Origin of the sequence: Segatella bryantii, from assembly GCF_022024215.1 — a bacterium.
GTDB classification, from domain to species: domain Bacteria; phylum Bacteroidota; class Bacteroidia; order Bacteroidales; family Bacteroidaceae; genus Prevotella; species Prevotella bryantii.
This window is the reverse complement of the sequence record NZ_CP091797.1, coordinates 1,069,314-1,087,417: the sequence shown is the minus strand read 5'-3', so window position 1 is coordinate 1,087,417 and position 18,104 is coordinate 1,069,314. Positions and strand designations below refer to the sequence as shown.

General features: G+C 44.7%; 8 protein-coding genes. 4 read left to right on the top strand and 4 right to left on the bottom strand.

Annotated features, from left to right (window positions below; translation table 11 throughout):
* Positions 1 to 12: 12 nt before the first annotated feature.
* The 3 genes from L6471_RS04165 to L6471_RS04155 form a co-directional block, all read right to left on the bottom strand.
* Positions 13 to 1,695 carry a SulP family inorganic anion transporter gene (locus L6471_RS04165; protein ID WP_006283708.1) on the bottom strand — a complete coding sequence of 561 codons (1,683 nt, stop codon included), beginning with the start codon at positions 1,693 to 1,695 and terminating at the stop codon, positions 13 to 15.
* Positions 1,696 to 1,887: 192 nt separating this feature from the next.
* Positions 1,888 to 2,460, bottom strand: a complete 573-nt coding sequence (rfbC, locus tag L6471_RS04160; RefSeq protein WP_027453668.1) for a dTDP-4-dehydrorhamnose 3,5-epimerase — start codon at positions 2,458 to 2,460, stop codon at positions 1,888 to 1,890.
* Positions 2,461 to 2,473: 13 nt separating this feature from the next.
* Entirely contained in the window at positions 2,474 to 3,643 is a 1,170-nt protein-coding gene (locus tag L6471_RS04155) for a dTDP-glucose 4,6-dehydratase (RefSeq protein WP_006283711.1), read from the bottom strand.
* A 248-nt stretch (positions 3,644 to 3,891) separates the two neighbouring features.
* Between L6471_RS04155 and L6471_RS04150 the strand changes: the two genes are divergently transcribed.
* The 4 genes from L6471_RS04150 to L6471_RS04135 all read left to right on the top strand — a co-directional run bounded on the left by L6471_RS04150 (position 3,892) and on the right by L6471_RS04135 (position 8,058).
* Positions 3,892 to 4,923: a mannose-1-phosphate guanylyltransferase gene (locus L6471_RS04150; RefSeq protein WP_027453669.1), complete on the top strand. Its 1,032-nt coding sequence runs from the start codon at positions 3,892 to 3,894 to the stop codon at positions 4,921 to 4,923.
* A 26-nt stretch (positions 4,924 to 4,949) separates the two neighbouring features.
* Positions 4,950 to 6,062 (top strand): GDP-mannose 4,6-dehydratase, encoded by a 1,113-nt coding sequence (gene gmd / locus L6471_RS04145; RefSeq protein WP_051214672.1) that lies wholly within the window; start codon positions 4,950 to 4,952, stop codon positions 6,060 to 6,062.
* A 56-nt stretch (positions 6,063 to 6,118) separates the two neighbouring features.
* Positions 6,119 to 6,535, top strand: coding sequence for a GxxExxY protein (locus L6471_RS04140; protein WP_027453670.1), 417 nt, complete (start codon positions 6,119 to 6,121; stop codon positions 6,533 to 6,535).
* 314 nt (positions 6,536 to 6,849) lie between these two features.
* Positions 6,850 to 8,058, top strand: coding sequence for a GDP-L-fucose synthase family protein (locus L6471_RS04135; RefSeq protein ID WP_237796935.1), 1,209 nt, complete (start codon positions 6,850 to 6,852; stop codon positions 8,056 to 8,058).
* Between the two features lie 102 nt (positions 8,059 to 8,160).
* Here L6471_RS04135 and L6471_RS04130 read toward each other — a convergent pair whose 3' ends face one another.
* Complete coding sequence (locus tag L6471_RS04130; RefSeq protein ID WP_237796934.1) at positions 8,161 to 17,748, bottom strand: LamG domain-containing protein; 9,588 nt, start codon at positions 17,746 to 17,748, stop codon at positions 8,161 to 8,163.
* Positions 17,749 to 18,104 lie beyond the last annotated feature (356 nt).

The following is an 18,104-nucleotide window of genomic DNA, read 5'->3' as shown; positions in this document are numbered from 1 at the left end:
TTGGATAATCCTTTAGCTATTTAGCAGTTCTTTGGCGCGAGCCATAGCTCCGTCAATGTGGCTACAGATGTTTTCCTCAGGTACAATCTCCTGGAAGTGTGCCTTGGTAAGGGTTTCATGCACCTTCTGGGTTACACCAGATAGTACAATCTGAATGCCTGCCTTCTTACTCATCATACAGAGGTTGGTAAGGTTATGAATACCGGTACTGTCGATAAATGGAACCTTACGCATACGGATGACACGTACCTTAGAACGGTCGCCGAAGGTTGACATCATTTCTTCAAACTTGTTACCAGCGCCGAAGAAGTAAGGACCGTTAATTTCGTATACTTCTATACCTTCAGGTATCTCGAGGTGCTCCTCCGGTGCATCGTGATACATCACGTCTTCATATGGGTTGATATCGTGTTCAAACACTTTCACCTCGGTAATCTCGCTCATTCGTTTCATAAAGAGAAGACATGCTGCGAGAAGTCCTACCTCGATTGCGATGGTAAGGTTGAAGATAATAGTTAATAAGAAGGTGGTAATCAGTACGATGATATCGCTTTTTGGATTGCGCATGATAGACAGGCAAGAGCGCCATCCACTCATACCATAACTTACAACGACGAGTACACCTGCCAGACAAGCCATAGGAATGTATTTGGCGAGTGGCATGAGGAAGAGGAAGATGAGCAGCAGTACGATAGCATGGATAACACCTGCAACAGGAGTCTTACCGCCATTGTTGATATTGGTCATCGTGCGGGCAATAGCGCCAGTAGCAGGAATTCCACCGAAGAGTGGACTAGCCATATTGGCAATACCTTGTGCGATAAGTTCGGTATTCGAATTGTGACGTGCACCGATTACACCATCGGCAACGGTTGCTGATAACAGAGACTCTATGGCGCCGAGAATAGCGATGGTTGTGGCAGGACCGATAAGGTTTTGAATGGTATCCCATGAGAGGGCAGGAGCCACTGCTGAAGGGAGTTCATTGCTGATAGAGAATCGGTCGCCAATGGTTTCGATGGTGGTTACACCTGCATATTGTTTGAGTACTAGTGCAAGAACGGTCATCAGGATAATTGCAATGAGCGATCCTGGTATTTTTTTACTGAATTTCGGGGTGATGGTGATAATCACGATACTGAGAATACCAATGAGGGCTGTCCATAGATCGAGTGTACCGAAGTGTTGGATATAACTGCCCCATTTTTCGATAAAATCTGCAGGTACTTGGTCTATTTGTAGACCGAAGAGGTCTTTTATCTGTGTGGTGAAGATGGTTACAGCGATACCGCTGGTGAAGCCGACTATAATAGGATAAGGTATGTATTGGATAACGGTTCCCAGTTTGAGAATTCCAAGTAAAATGAGAAATATTCCTGCCATCAGTGTGGCGATAGCAAGACCTTCCAAGCCATAATTCTGAATAATGTCGTAGATGATGACGATAAAGGCACCGGTAGGACCTCCAATTTGTACTTTACTTCCGCCGAAGAGTGAGACGATCAAACCGCCTACGATAGCGGTGATAATTCCCTTTTCTGGTGATACGCCTGAGGCGATACCAAAGGCAATGGCGAGTGGTAATGCTACAATTCCTACGATAATACCGGCCATGAGGTCGGCCATAAACTTTTTCTGATTGTAGTGTCTCAGTGAGGACACGAGTTGTGGTTTGAATAATTTTAAACTTTCCATAAATACATCTAATTCAGGTGCAAAGTTACAACTTATTTTTAAAAAAAATTAAATTTTTCAGTAAATATGGTTTTTAAATCATTCTCGCAAAGACTATAGTGTCGCGTGGTATCAAAAAAAAACTCGCCAAGAGCGTCAACCCTTAGCGAGAATTTTATACCTTGTTTATATGGCTTTCGCCATTTCTACTTTTTATTTGTATAAATCTTCTTGGTAATCGAAGAGATAAGGCGAATCCTTCAATAATGGATGGTTTGCATCCTTTTCACTTAGGATAACTTGGTCAGCAGGTATTTTCCAGTCGATGCCGAGAGCTTCGTCATTCCAGGCAATGGCACCTTCGCTTTCCTTACAATACAAATTATCACACTTGTATTGGAATATGGCTGTTTCGCTCAATACACTAAAGCCATGTGCAAAACCTCTTGGGATAAAAAACTGGCGCTGGTTATCCTCAGTCAGTTCCACTGCTACATGCTGACCAAAGGTAGGACTGCCTTTGCGGATATCAACAGCAACATCGAGAACACGTCCTTTCACTACACGTACCAACTTACTCTGTGAATGTTCTCCCTTCTGAAAATGTAAACCGCGAAGTACACCATAGCTCGATTTGCTCTGGTTGTCCTGTACAAAGCGGATAGGGCGAACTTTCTCGTTGAATTCCTTTTCGTTCCATGACTCGTAAAAATAGCCACGTTCATCTGCAAATATGCGGGGTTCGATGATGACTACACCATCAATATTGGTTTTGATAACTTCCATTTTTTCGATTTCATTAACGGTCTTTGTACATTTTCTCGTAATACTGCTGGTAGTCACCGCTGGTTACGTTGTCCATCCATTCCTGATTATCGAGATACCATTTTACGGTCTTCTCTATACCTTCTTCAAACTGTAAACTTGGTTCCCACCCGAGTTCGGCCTGTAGCTTGCGTGAGTCGATAGCATATCGCTTGTCGTGGCCCAATCGGTCGGTTACATAGGTAATCAAGTCCATATCTTCACCCTCTTGGCGACCCAATAAACGGTCTACGGTATTGATAACAACCTTGATAATGTCGATATTCTTCCACTCATTAAAACCACCAATGTTATAGGTGTCGGCAATGTTACCCTTGTGGAAAATCACATCTATCGCACGGGCGTGATCCTCTACGTATAACCAGTCGCGTACATTCTCTCCCTTGCCATATACAGGCAGAGGCTTGCGATGACGGATGTTGTTGATAAACAGCGGAATCAACTTCTCTGGGAACTGATAAGGACCGTAATTGTTACTGCAGTTGGTTACGATAGTCGGCATGCCATAGGTATCGTGGAAAGCACGAACGAAGTGGTCGCTGCTGGCCTTAGAAGCCGAATATGGAGAATGAGGCATATATTTCAAGTCTTCAGTAAAGAAGTCCTCACCGTATGCTTCATGATTCTTACCAGAAGATGCTTTGGTTGTGAAAGGTGCAGGGATACCCTCAGGATGTGTCATTTCGAGTGCACCATACACTTCGTCGGTAGAGATGTGGTAGAAAAGAACCCTCTCTAACTCTCCCTGTGAGGAAGAGAACATATATGGTGTAGGCAAACTTTCCCAATAAAGTTTGGCCGCCTGAAGCAGTGATAGTGTACCCATCACGTTAGTACGAGCGAAAGTAAACGGATCCTTAATAGAGCGGTCTACATGACTCTCAGCTGCGAGGTGGATAATGCCATCCACGTGCTCCTTCTGCATCAGCGCATACATCTTGTCGAAATCACAGATGTCAGCCTTGACAAAAGAATAGTTAGGCTTGTTTTCAATATCCTTCAGATTAGCAAGGTTACCGGCATAAGTCAATTTATCCAGGTTAATAATATGATATTCCGGATACTTATTGACGAACAGGCGGACTACATGGCTGCCGATAAAGCCTGCGCCACCAGTAATGATGATGTTTCTTTTAAATTCCATAGGAATTAGTATTTAATTTTTGTAAGATTTTTCTTTTTTACAAATTTTCTGACTTTGCAAAGTTAAGAAAAAAGGTTGTAATTAGTGTCAGAATTTCAAAGATTAGTGTAATTTCGCCCCAAAAATCGGATAATCTCCTTTTTTATGAATTGAAAGGACCTTTTTTAGCAAAAATATGACTATTTTTGCAGCACTATTATCTAAGTAGTACTTAATAAGATAAAAAGGAAATCTAACCAAAGAAAAAAATGCAAAATCATGTAGTTATAATGGCAGGTGGTATTGGAAGCCGTTTCTGGCCGCTGAGTACCCCTGAATTTCCAAAGCAATTTATTGATATATTAGGCTGCGGCCGTACACTTATACAACTTACTGTTGACCGCTTTAAAGGCGTTTGTCCGGATGAAAATTTTTGGGTGGTAACCAATGCAAAATATGTGGATATCGTGAAGCAGCAGTTGCCGATGATTCCTGAGAATCATATCTTGGCTGAACCAGCTGCCCGTAACACGGCTCCTTGCATCGCTTGGGCTTGTTGGAGTATCAAACAGGAAGAACCTGATGCTAATGTGGTCGTAACTCCAGCTGATGCTGTGGTTATGAATCCGGATGAATTCAGAAGAGTTATCAAGAATGCTTTAGCTTATACTGCAACAAATAATGATATCGTGACGATTGGTATCAAACCATCTCGCCCAGAGACGGGTTATGGTTATGTTGAGGCTGCTAACGTCAAAGAGGGCGAAATTCTCCATGTGCAGGAATTTAAGGAGAAACCAGATCTCGAAACCGCTAAGAAGTATCTTGCTGCAGGCAACTTCCTGTGGAATGCAGGTATCTTCGTATGGAATGTTAACACGATAACAGAGAGTATCCGCAAATATACTCCGAATATCGCTGCTGACATGGATAAAATTGTGGCAACGGGCGATGTCGAAGCGATTTTCCCTTCTTGTGAGAAGGTTTCTATCGATTATGCGGTCATGGAGCCTGCTTCTCAAGAGGGTAAGGTGTATACTCATCCGGCAGACTTTGGATGGAGCGACTTGGGTAATTGGGCTTCGTTGCACGATAAACTGGAGAAAGATGAACAGGAAAATGGTGCTGTCGGCAATATCCATATGTACGAATGCAATAACTGCGTGGTACATGCTGAAGATGCTAAAAAGGTAATTCTTCAGGGGCTTGATGGTTACATTTTCTCTGAAAAGAATGGTCAGATACTTGTATGCAAACGTTCTGAAGAGCAGCGTATCAAAGAGTGGAGTACTGAATCTTAATAATTTATGTAACTATACTATCATTTATGAGTAAACAGAATATTGCCCTGATTACTGGTATTACCGGTCAGGATGGTTCATATCTTGCAGAATTACTATTATCTAAGGGGTACGATGTACATGGTATTATTCGCCGTTCATCGGTAGATTATCGTGAGCGCATCTCTCATCTTGAGGGGCAACCTCATTTCCATCTTCATTATGGCGATCTTGGTGATTCCATGTCATTGGTTAAAGTCGTTGATATGGTTCGTCCAACCGAAATATATAATTTGGCCGCACAGAGCCATGTTCAGGTTTCTTTCGATTCTCCTGAGTTTACTGCAGATGTAGATGCGACAGGTGTACTCCGTGTCCTCGAGGCTGTTCGTGCCAATCATCTGGAGCAGACCTGCCGTATTTATCAGGCTTCTACCTCAGAGCTTTACGGTAAGGTGGAAGAGGTTCCACAGAATGAGAATACACCATTCCACCCATACAGTCCTTATGCAGTAGCGAAGTTGTATGGCTTTTGGATTGTGAAGGAGTATCGTGAGGCTTATAATATGTTCTGCTGCTCAGGTATTCTCTTCAATCACGAGTCAGAGCGTCGTGGCGAGACATTCGTAACCCGTAAGATTACGTTGGCTGCTGCTCGTATCGCACAGGGCTTGCAGGATAAGCTTTATCTCGGCAACTTGAGTTCTCTTCGCGACTGGGGTTATGCTAAGGATTATGTAGAGTGTATGTGGCTTATCCTCCAGAATGATCAACCTGAGGATTTCGTGATTGCAACAGGTGTACAGCACAGTGTTCGCGAGTTTGCTCAGTTGGCATTCCATCATGCCGGCATTGAACTGAAGTGGGAAGGTGAGGGTATGGACGAAAAGGGTATCTGTGTATCCGGTCCGGACAATCTTGTAGGCAAGGTTTTGGTAGAGGTATCCCCAGATTTTTATCGTCCTACAGATGTTGTCAACTTGTGGGGTGATCCTACGAAGGCGAAGGCAAAATTGGGTTGGAATCCGAATACTACTTCTTTCGAGAAACTGGTTAAAATCATGGTTGATAGTGATATGGCCAAGGTTGCATCAGAAGGTGCTGCTGCAAAAGTTAGAATGAACCTTGCTGAGTATCTAGAAAAGGGCATTGTAAAATAGAAGAATATTTCTCGCAAAGAACGCAAAGACGCAAAGTTTTTTAAGTTTTTGAAGAGATGACTGAAAACGAGATTTCTAAGATTATTATCAATAGTGCTTACAAGGTCTATTTTGGAATAGGACCGGGGTTGTTAGAGAGTATTTATGAAAAATTGCTCTCTTATGAACTTCAAAAAGCAGGCTTAAAAGTTGAACGGCAAGTTGAAATACCGATTATTTATGATGGTAAACAGTTTGGTTCAGAGCTTCGAGCCGATCTCGTAGTCGAGGGTAAGGTAATTATCGAGTTAAAGTCTGTTGAAGAATTGAACCCTGTCTTTTATAAGCAATTGCAGACTTATCTTCGTCTAAAGAACCTGCATCTTGGATTGTTGATTAATTTTAATACTAGTGTATTAAAGGATAACATCCATCGGGTAGTTAATCATCTTGCAGAGAATCGCGTTAACGAATTGCATGGAAAAGTAAATTAATTTCTCGCAAAGAACGCAAAGACGCAAAGTTTTTAAGTCTTTAAGTTTTAAGAATTGGGAAAGTAAATTAATTTCTCGCAAAGAACGCAAAGACGCAAAGTTTTTAAGTCTTTAAGTTTTAAGAATTGGGAAAGTAAATTAATTTCTCGCAAAGAATGCAAAGACGTAAAGTTTTTTAAGTCTTTAAGTTTTAAGAATTGGAAAGTTAATAAATTTCTTGTAAAGAGCGCTAAGAAATAATTTTTAAAAGCTCTTATGAATTATAAAATGACTTTGCGTCTTTGCGCTCTTTGCGAGAATTTTTATATTTGTGTATGACTTTAGATAAATCTAGTAAAATTTTTGTAGCGGGACACCACGGACTTGTGGGCTCTGCTATTTGGAATAACCTCAAGGCTAGAGGTTATAACAATTTGATTGGTAAATCTCATAAAGAATTGGATTTAACTAATCAGGAAGCAGTAAAGAAGTTCTTTGATGAAGAACAGCCTGATGCTGTCGTGCTGGCGGCAGCCTTCGTTGGCGGTATCATGGCAAATTCGCTCTATCGCGCTGACTTCATCATGCAGAATATGAAGATGCAGTGTAATGTTATCGAACAGGCGTATCTTCATGGCGTAAAAAAGTTGCTTTTCCTCGGTAGTACCTGTATCTATCCGAAGAATGCTCCACAGCCAATGAAAGAAGATTGTCTGCTTACTTCTCTATTGGAATATACCAATGAGGAATATGCGATAGCTAAGATAGCCGGACTGAAGATGTGCGAAAGCTATAATCTGCAATACGGTACCAATTATATCGCTGTGATGCCAACCAACCTTTATGGTCCGAATGATAACTTCCATCTCGAGAACAGTCATGTATTGCCTGCGATGATGCGTAAGATTTATCTCGCTAAGTTGATTCACGATGATAATTGGGATGCTATCACGAAAGATATGAATAAGCGCCCTATTAATCCTCCTTCTAAACTTGCTGAGGCTATCGGCGAGAAAAACGTGGATGGCAACGAACCTAAGGAGCGTATCCTTCAGGCTTTGGCTTTCTATGGTATCGAGAATAATAAGGTAACCCTTTGGGGCGACGGAAGTCCATTGCGTGAGTTCCTTTGGTCAGAAGATATGGCAGATGCCTCTGTTCATGTACTCTTGAATGTCGATTTCAAGGATATCATCGGCATCGAGAAATACTCATCCGTGCACTATGGTGTGAAGACCGATGGAGCCGTAGACCGTAACAATTCAGAAGGTCGTGGTGGAGCTATCCCATCGCTTGGTGAGATTCGCAATTGCCATATCAACGTGGGTACAGGCAAAGAATTGCATATCAAAGAATTGGCAGAATTAGTCGTTAAGACCGTAGGCTTTGAAGGCGAACTCTGCTGGGATGCTACCAAACCAAATGGAACCCCACGTAAACTCATTGATGTGAGCAAACTACATTCACTCGGATGGACTCACAAAGTCGAAATCGAGGACGGAGTAGAGAAACTTTACGAGTGGTATCAGAGCACATTGAAATAAAGTGATTCAAATTCTCTCCAATGTTTAAAAGATTGGAAAGAATTATAAAAAAGAAAATTCCCGCCATACGCATTGTGAAGAAGCGTTGGCGGGAATAATCGTTTATTTAATCGTTACTTTTTTACCATGATGAATATATACTCCTGGCTGAATTGGCTTGTGACCTATCTTGAAGCCTTGTACTGACCACCAGTCTTCATCGTCATCTTCTTCATTGCTACTAATCTCGGTAATGCCCGTCAGCACCTCGCTTAGATCGATAACATATGGTGACCACGGTGTACCGATGTTCTGGTCGGTGGTAAAGGTCAACTTACGGTCTATCGTTACCGTCTTGCCATTGATGCAGGTGTGTAGCTCTAATGGCTGTCCACTGCCTTCGCCGGCAATGATAAGATAGTAAAGTCCGTTGTTGGCACGTGTCGTACCACGGCACTCTCCGTCGATGAAGGCGGCTACTTCACAGGTATCGATGACGGTTTCGTCTGTTCCAAGCAGACGGATAACCATCGACATATTATCTGGATAGGTTCCCGCACCGATAGGAGTGAAGATATGTGGCTCTTCTGGAGTACGCTTCATGGTAACTGCACGACTCATAGCCGATACTGTCGGATAGATAAACGATTTCTCGGTGTTTGCAGTGCTGTTATACATATAAGCATGTCCGCTTTCCAAGGCCTTCAGACTACCTTCCCAGCCGTTTACGCTGTAGAAGGCAATAGCGTGCTGTGACTTCACATAGTCGCCCACCTCCGGTTGGGCTGCAGCCAGCGCCTGACCTATGGTCATTGTTGATAACGGTGTGTAAGCTATCCAGTTCCATCCAGGTGTCAGCGTCACAGGTGTCTTTGATAAGTCTAACTGTGCACCGCTTATCGACAGTTGTTCTGGCAGCTGCTGGTCTTCTGTAGCTGGGGTAATGCGTATCTTGTATGCAGTGCCCGACTGTATCTGCGCTCCGCTTGGCGCCCACTCCGTTCCGTTGCTGTATACCGGTTCTATACTCTTACCCTTGATAATGGTATTCCATTTGGTCAGTTCTGGGAATACGGCGTTAGGTCGCTTGTCAGCAGGATCTACACCGAGTGATACCCAGTTCCAGTTCAGGTTCAGCTTCATCACCTGTTCTACATCTGTACCTTTCGCCCAAATAACAGGTTGATCGAACGAACCCACAATATCATTGACCGCAAAGGTTGTCTTAGCAGCCGAACCATCATAGGCATTGATGTTTACATCCGTATAAGCGATACCTGCCGATGCATTCCAAATGCGGAAAGTAATCGGTTTACCCACATCATTAGTTCCCTGAGGGTCACTGTTGCCATAAACGTTCATCGTAACATAAGCTGCGCCACGTACCTGTTCTGGTGATGCTACACCACGACACTCTCCGTCGATGAAGGCAGCCACCATGCTTTCAGCGTTCTCCATCAAGATACCATTGATATATACCTGTCCGATGTAATTCATCTGGTGCTCATACTTGGTCGGGTCGACAGTCCACTGCGGTTTCTCCCCGCGTACCTTCATCACGATACGTAAAGGTTCCAGTATCTCCAAGTTACCTTGTAATCCTATCGTTACATCGTAATTGCCCACAGCCACCTGTGGGTTTACCTCGAAGCGAAGCGTCTTCGTTTTGATAGGTGCCAGTTCGTCTTGCGTGTTACTGTCCACCAATGTGAGCCACTCAGGCATATTATATAAGGTGTAATACTCGGTATTGCCACTCCAGTTTTCGATATTGACATCAAAGGTATAGCCTTTGCCATACTGTTTGATAATATTCACCGAGTCACGACTCCACATCAGCGTGTTCTGTTGAACGTAAGCCGACCAGCGAATAGGCAGCGACGTGTTGCCGTGTAAATCGCGTATCTGGTCTACGGTAACGTTAAGTGTGGTACCCTCGATATCTCGCGGACTAATACCGGCTCCGGTGAGGTTGACTACCACCTTGCGTTCTGATGCGACAGGTGAAGCGATGAGGCGAACCTCCTCAGGAGCATTCTTAATAGGTGGTGCATTTTGAATCACAGTGTACTGTGCAACTTGCAACTCGTCGTCGCCCATCATATTCTTAAGCGTAGGAACCTTGGTCGTGACACCATTTACTATGCCAGTCTGTTCGAAAGGATAGTAAGCCACGAGACCACGTGAATAGACTTCAGAAGTGTCGATGGTGTTGTAGATGTTTTGCAGCAAGCGCTGTTCGCTGAGCGAAGCATGCCAGATGCGCAGTTCGTCGACGTATTGCATATGAGTACCTTTACCCACCAAGAGGCGTGAACCGGTAAGAGGTGGAACATCAGCTTCGGCAATAACAGCTGTGCGTTGACCATTCAGATAGAAGCTAGCCGCCTGACCACGCACGACGTTGAAGATGAGATGATTCCATACTTCATTATTAGCAGCATTGGCGAGGTTAACTAACACCTGCGATTTCGTACCATAGTCGAGGATGAGGTTGTCTTGCCCGTCTCGACGTAGACGCAGTTTGTCACTCTGCTTCTGCAAATCTTGCTCAGCCTCAGGAGTAGCGGTCTCGAAAATCACTTGTCCATCAGGCGTAGGAATAGAACAGTCAAACCAGAGTTCGACAGCGTAACTGTCGCCTGGTCGGGTGTTGATGCGTGAAATATCAGCAGCGACACCATCAGTGTTGTCGATACGCAAGGCATAGTTTACGTTCTCCAGAGTCCATGACTGCGGTACGATGAAATCGTGTGTACGGCGAGAGTCAGCAGCAGTTCTGCCGTGTCCCTCATCCATAGGCCAGTAATTAGCCAGTCCATAGACATAGTTGTCCTTGCTCTGATTCTTGGTAGCTCCAGCATCGTGGACGTCTCGATAAATATCGTATAGGCTGAGAGCATGGATATCAGCGTTGAGACCTCCGAGGTAGAGATAATTATCGTTAGTATAGCCGGCAGCTTGCACCGCCTGTTGTGCTACAGGTTTGTTTTGGAAAAGGTTGATGCTTTTGTCCTCAGAGAGAGCAAGCATATCGAAGGTCATACTACTAGCCTTGTAAGCGAGCGCCACAAAGGTCCAGTTGTCCTTAGGCATAGGCTGGCTACTAACAAATTCATTGCCAGCGATTTTAGCGACAACGTAACCGTCCTCGCGTATGTTCAGTGCGAAGTTGCTAACATTAGCGCCCAAGTGCATGAGCGTTCCTGCATCGTGCCAGTTCAACCAGAAGTCGATAGAGAAGTCACCTTTGAGGAACACAGGGTTCTGAGTTCGAGGCTGTTCACCGAACGGATTCAGATGCAATGCCACCTCGTGGTTCACCTGCTGACTGTTGAGTTTAGCGGTAACAATAACATTCTTGTCGCCTACGTAACCAGGCACGATATCCTCGTTAAACTCGATAGCAAGTTGGTCACCGTAACCCAGGATACCGTGGGCAGGCGATGGGGTATAGAGGTTACGAGGACGAGTCAGATCTTTGGTTACAGTGACGATGTCGCTGTATACGCGGATAAGTTCTGTATCGTATGGGGTAGTGGTAAAAGCCCGGAATTCATAGTTACCCTCAGGATAGCTCAGGTTGCTCGACATATCCTCAGCCCAGCGCAAGTCGCCCTCAGAAGGCAATGTGCTGAAACTGGTCGAGGTAGAGTCGACTTGGTCAGTTACCCATGTGTGTAAGTCGATCCACTCCGTATTGCCGGCAAAACGATATTGCACACCGATATTCTTCAGTTTTTTGAACTGTCGGTTGAACCCAGTGAGACGCATCTGTAGCTTAGCATCCTTAGTTACGGTATTGAGTATCGGCTCTTGGATAACCAGATTGACAGGTGATGACGAAGGCTTAAAGTGAGCGTTGATCGTTACCACGTCAGCAATTTTGGCAGGCTGATATTGAGAGCAGAAACGCAGTTGGATACCCTCGTAGTCGAGTATACCTTGATCAGTTTGGCGTATGGTAAGCACTTTTGTCGTCGTTTCGCCTTGATCGAGGAAAACAGAACGTCCGTTCACAGGCACACCATCCATGAGTATCTCCAGCCCCTTGTCATTAGTACGCTCCGTGATGACCAGATTATAGCTAAAGTTTGTACCCTGATGCGTGTTAGACATGTTGGTGCAGTAGATGGTAAGATTAGCCTCGCTGCCAGCCGGAATATCAGTGATGGTGACACTCTTAGCAGGCGGTTCGTTACCGATGCCAATCATGAGGTTAGGTTGTTCCATCTGTACCGTACCATTGCCCAGCGGTGTGCCCGGTTCATAGTACTTTGTAAATTCCTGTGGCTCATAAGGATTGTACGTCTGTCCACCGAATACCGAGAAGATTTTACTATTCTTCTTGTTGTCACTATTATATTGATTGATGGAAATATCAGTATCACGATTGCCATCAGCGAAGGTATATTCCCACTCTGTGTAGTCCTGCGTTTTCGTGCCGTCTCCACTCGTGTTACCGTTTCCCTCGTTAGACTGTACTTTTGTAATGATACCCCATGAAACAATATTTTTTAAGTGGAATCCGAACTGATTGCCGAGGACAGCACCCATTCGCCAAGTAGTCTTCTTTTCGTTCCATCTTACAATCTCGCTGCGTTCACTGAAGGAACGAGTGCTACCTCCATCGATAGAGAAGTTGGTAGCCGTCTGATTGCGCATAGCCATCACTTTCTCTTTCTCATTATCGTATAGTACAGACACCCAGTTGTCAATCTGGTTATTGCACCATTGCACACTGTCTATTCTAGGCGTGTCGTTGTCTGATGGTAAATAGCGATAAGTCTTCTTGGTCTCAGTATTGACACCAAAGTCCGGGTCATCTTCGCCCACCCAACTTAAATAGAGGTCTTTAGAGCCTGTATTAACGTAAGCTTCCGCCTCGGCTTGTGAGGCTACGCGCGTGATAAATCGGGCACGCTGGTCCTTCCATTTCGGAATCATCACAGTCTCGAGCTCATAAGCCGAATAGTTGAAAGTGGTGGCGATAGAATCGCCCAATGCCAAAGCATCTTCCAGCGTGATGGCATATTCACCTGTATGGTCGTCCCGTTTCAAGTAAAGACGACGGCAAGAGCCGATAAGGAAGTTATATGAAGTACCGACAAAGACATCGCCATTACTACCTACGTAAGGGTTTGATGTACCGGTAGAGACAGAAGTAATGGTAGTTGTTACCACAGCTGTATCTCCCACATTATTGTACTGCCAGTGGGCTTCTGTGCCGACATCGAGCTGGTCCTTGACCTTATGGCTTGAAAGCTGTATGAATCCAAGTCCTTGTCCAGTAGTAATTACAGATCCAAAGATATTATTTGTCACCAGACTATGGTCACCATAGCTGGTATAAGTGTCATAGTGTGTCTTGGTAGTAATTTGGCCCACCTTCAGGGTAGTATTCGACTTGGCGCCCGGAGGATCGCGAAGCACGAACTGCACTTGGTCAGGACCTTTGGTAATGAAGTTATTGCCCGTGGTGATATTGCCCAGCACGATAGCGTCAAGATTGCCCAGAATGTAGGTACGTCCCTTGCGCTCCATAGTGACACTGAAGTTGCGCGTGTAAGGACTTACGATGTTAGGCAAGCCAACCTTCCACTGCAATTCGCCTCGCCCGTCGTCGTCAAGCGTGAGCTCATTGTTTTTCAACTCATAAATGTCACCCGGTTGGTATCCCGTATTTGGGTTCTCCACGGTAGCGACAACAGATTGCTCAGAACTCATCTCGTTGCTGATAGTAAGCGACATGTTGTTCATTGGTATGATGTCACTTACAGGTTTGGCGCCGTCGCGATTAATATATTCCTCAAAGACGTGGAGCATGAAGTGCTGGCTCAACCCCATCTCATAGATCGGATACCCGAAACGGTAGCTTACGTTGCCTTTTTCATCTACGGAGTAGAGGTTGTCAACAGAAACAGTAGTACCCTCTTCATCGGTAGTATACTTTACCGATCTTTGTCCGAAGGCTCCTTGTGGATTATCTTTCTGTCGCAAATCGAGTTGAGGAGGAGCAAAGTAAGTGAAAACCCTTTTTACATTATAGTTGTATCCCAACTTATTGGTAATTCCGCCTTCACTTTCCACGGTAATGGTGTCGGCAAGTTGGGCACGTGCATTAGATAAATCTACTTCTTGCCCCACAGAGAACTCGATATCTTGGTTGCTATCGATACTGACACTCTTGACGATGTACTTCAGTGGTGGCAGTAAGGCAGAGAACTCACCGGTGAGAGAGTCTGTACGAATGTTGATGCTGCGCGAGTTATCGCCCGTACCAGTCCAGGCCTTACTTTGTATAGCCGTGGTGTCGCTCTCCCAACTACGTTCAGTTGCGGCCGCAGAGATATGATCGCTGGCACAGTTGAACGAGTAAGAATCATTATTCAGGCGAAGCACAACGGTAGCCATACCGATATTATTCTTAGAAGCTCCGAACCCCACAGCCAAAGTATCGTTGCGCTCACCGCCGCCCACACGACCCACGAAGTTGACAAGCGTAGAGTCAGTGAAGTCGTAAGTAACAGAGCGGTCAAAGTTGAAGGTTCCCTCGGTAGGGAAGCGTCCGCCATCAACCAGCGTGTGACCATCGAGGCGAGCCTCTACATAGTGGTTGCCGATAGGCACACTAATCAAGTAGTGACCATTATCATCGGTCTGCTTCACCTCACCATTAGCGGTAACGAGCTCATTGTCGATGTATAACTGAATACCCTTGGCAGGCACGTTAGTACCAGCGTAGTAGATATAACCCTCCATAGGGAAGGAACTGACATCCTGGAAATCGACGTTATTCGCCGTGATGCTGCTAGGCGAAATAAACATCGAGCGTGAGGAAGGCGAGAAATCATGGATACCCAACTCTGGTACCACACGATAGCTAGTACCACTACCAGAGAATGGTATGCCACGAATAATATATTCACCTTTGTCATTTGTCACGCCATAGCGTGAAAGCTGATTCTTCGTAGGCAACAACGCTGACGTGCTGATATTGGTTCCCAGGGTAGCATGGCGGCTGTTAGGCACGTCGTTAGCATAAGAAGCATCGAAGACGTAACGGTCTAGCCCCTCGTCCATCGGCCAGTAGAGGCAAAGTCCATTCTCACGACCGTTGAGTGTGCGGTCGAAGTAGCTGGTTCGCTCACTTTCGCTGAGTGCATGGTCGAAAACACGAACCTCGGTTATGTACCCCCGGAAAGCCTTTTCTTCGGTTATGCCCTCGGCGCCACCGATAGAGAACAGCGCTGTAGCAGAAGCCTTATCGGTTGCGAACGTCTTCGTTTCGTCCTGGTTTACCTGTACGCTTAACTGATCACCGCAACGGCTAAGCGTCAGTAGAGAGAAGCTATTGACAGGCAACGTACAGTCCGTTTTTACATCGCCCTTGAGCATCGATACCGACAGATTATAGCCACCATTGCTCATACCGTCGATATACATATTTCCAACACCAGGAATCTGTGCAACAACGGCACCATTGGTTAGCCCTTCGTCTGGTCGTACGAACATCTGTACCGTGAAATCGTGTTCAGGGCCAAACAGACGGTTCAAGGCCTCGGCACCAGCATCCCATGTTAAACCAGTCGATGCTCCTTCGATGCGCTTGGAATAGCCATGTATAGCCTCGTCGTCGCCAGAAGTCGTGAGATTCATGCGCACATTTTTCACGGCCACCCCCGTGCCGAAGTTTACGAGACCCGAAATGACACCACGAGCCTGACAGAAGCCCACATCAGTGAGTACGTTTTGCAGAGTGCCTTCGTCGCCACCATAGACGTCTACCTTATATTCATAATAGTAACCCGGCATAACCGTATTATCCTCATAGACATACTGTTCGGCAGTGCCATGCGCTGTATAAATCTGCATAAATGCACCAGTGCTGCCCGCGTAGCGACGCGAGAGAACATAAGTACTATTAGCTGTACCAATCTGCTTAGCATTCCATGTTACACGGACGACCGCATCATGTGTACCCTTAGTAGCCTGCAGATTTTTAACCATCGTGCCGCCGAGTAAACCTGCCGTTACGGGATCGCTCTCAAATCGGTAAGCTCCATTGTTCATTTCCAGCACAATCTTATAGTCGTAACGCGTCTTGTTGTCAGGCAGATTCTTATCTTCGAAAGAAACCATGGCACCAGCAGCAGGTTTGCTATTGGCCGTGACGGTGCCGTAAGGAGTCCATTCTCCATCAGCCGACGTGCGGCGCAACACCTGGAAGTTTACCGTCTGAGTATTCACAGGAATACGAGAGTATTGCCACTTCAGACGCACCTGGTCTTCTACCTCAGTATCCTGGTGCAGTCCGAAGATGGTAACGCTGGGAGCAGTGCTGATAACAGCACTCTGGGTATAAGGAAGACGCTCCAAAACTTGCTCATTAGGACTATTGAGGTCGCTAGTACTTATACCTTTGTTGATCCAGTCTTGCGGAACATTGAGTACCATATAGCGATAATATTTCCCCGAGCTAACATTCTGGTCAGTATAGCTCTGTGTCTGCTGAGTGCCAATCGGTTTCAATACGTCACGTTTCAGCCACGACTGTCCAGAGAGAGGCGTACCGCTGGCATTTGTCTCTATACGATATACATAAGGCACACTCTTCTCGATATACCTATCGCCGATAGAGAAAGCCTCCCAGGCCAATACGGTCTCATAGTCGTACTGGTGATACTCAGTCACAAGGTTTTTAGGGACAGGAGTACTTGTGAGAGCGTCAGCATAGGTACGATCGTAAGTACTGGTCCAAAAATAGTTACCTTTAATACTTTTAATCCTACTTGTGGATTTTACCCTCAAGTCCATCTTCGTGAATTTCTGTACCGAGTTAGGAATATCCACTTCGAAAGTCTTCTTTTTACCCACTTCGCCATGTAAGATTTCGTTTTTTATCACCTGAGTTGTATGAGAAGGCATGGTATAAGTCATCGTAAGCTCATAGTCAGACTCAAACCAGCGGTTAGATGAGAGATACGAAGGAATATCATCGGGCAGTTCAGGTACGGTAAACTTTAATTTATCCATCCGTTCGCGAGTATAGGTATAGTCCTTAATGTTCGGAGTGGAATAGTTAAAGTTCACGGGAGAGTTACCTAGATAGACGGAACCCAAGTTCATCGTCTTCCAACCACCGTCAGTTCCATTATTACGTACATGATTGAAAGCATATACGAACGACCAGTTTTTCCCGCTCATCGAAGCAGGCCAGTAGAAGTCAATCTCCACTTTAGGGTAGAGATTATTCTTCATGATATCGATAGAAGGGGTATAGTCACCCGATTGGTATGCCACCTGCGTACGGTTACCATTAGGGTAAGTATTGGTGATAAACGAAATACCTCCCCATTTGTCGCCGTTTCTGTCTTTAGCATGGATGGCCCATTTTGGCCCATCATCGTTATCGTCGCCGGAAAAGAGAATCATAACCTCTATCTCTTGACTGCCGCACGTAGCGATGATACCGCCCCAGTCGCAATAAGTATTATTGCCATAAGCATCGGCCATCTGCAAGCTAAAATGCAGATGATCATTCACTTTATTCATTGTAAAGTAGCTATTGTCGTTCATTCTGTCAGCATAGGTTGCTATGGTCATTGTGAGCAAAACCATTACTGCTGCCAGTCTATTGATGAACAGCGCTTGCGGATAGAAAGTCTTTCGTATCAGCCACCTAAAAAAATGTTTTTGGTTAGTTTTCATATTAATAATAGTTGTAAGGTGCGTTAATATTATCCAAATAGATATTAGAGTAAATTTCTCGGTTCAAAGATACGAAAAAAAGGTTAATAATGAGCTAATTTTATATATAAAGTCGCAATTAATTTCATACTTTAAAAGGTGAAGCCGTATGTTTTGGTGTATCTATCAGTGACTATTAAACCTATTAAATTTATGTGGTAACGATTCCTAAAAACGGTTCTTTTCGTTAATGAAATATTGTAAATTTATTATAGAGTTAAAGTGTTATATATCAGTATAATAAGCATAAAAATAAGAAAAAGGTAATATTTTAAAGCTCAAAAAAGCGATAAAATGTTTTTTTATTAGCTATAAAA

What these genes read in the sequence shown, in the direction of transcription:
- L6471_RS04165 (WP_006283708.1), bottom strand. Translation starts at nt 1,695, where the DNA reads ATGGAAAGTTTAAAATTATTCAAACCACAACTCGTGTCCTCACTGAGA.
- rfbC (WP_027453668.1), bottom strand. Translation starts at nt 2,460, where the DNA reads ATGGAAGTTATCAAAACCAATATTGATGGTGTAGTCATCATCGAACCC.
- L6471_RS04155 (WP_006283711.1), bottom strand. Translation starts at nt 3,643, where the DNA reads ATGGAATTTAAAAGAAACATCATCATTACTGGTGGCGCAGGCTTTATC.
- L6471_RS04150 (WP_027453669.1), top strand. Translation starts at nt 3,892, where the DNA reads ATGCAAAATCATGTAGTTATAATGGCAGGTGGTATTGGAAGCCGTTTC.
- gmd (WP_051214672.1), top strand. Translation starts at nt 4,950, where the DNA reads ATGAGTAAACAGAATATTGCCCTGATTACTGGTATTACCGGTCAGGAT.
- L6471_RS04140 (WP_027453670.1), top strand. Translation starts at nt 6,119, where the DNA reads ATGACTGAAAACGAGATTTCTAAGATTATTATCAATAGTGCTTACAAG.
- L6471_RS04135 (WP_237796935.1), top strand. Translation starts at nt 6,850, where the DNA reads ATGACTTTAGATAAATCTAGTAAAATTTTTGTAGCGGGACACCACGGA.
- L6471_RS04130 (WP_237796934.1), bottom strand. Translation starts at nt 17,748, where the DNA reads ATGAAAACTAACCAAAAACATTTTTTTAGGTGGCTGATACGAAAGACT.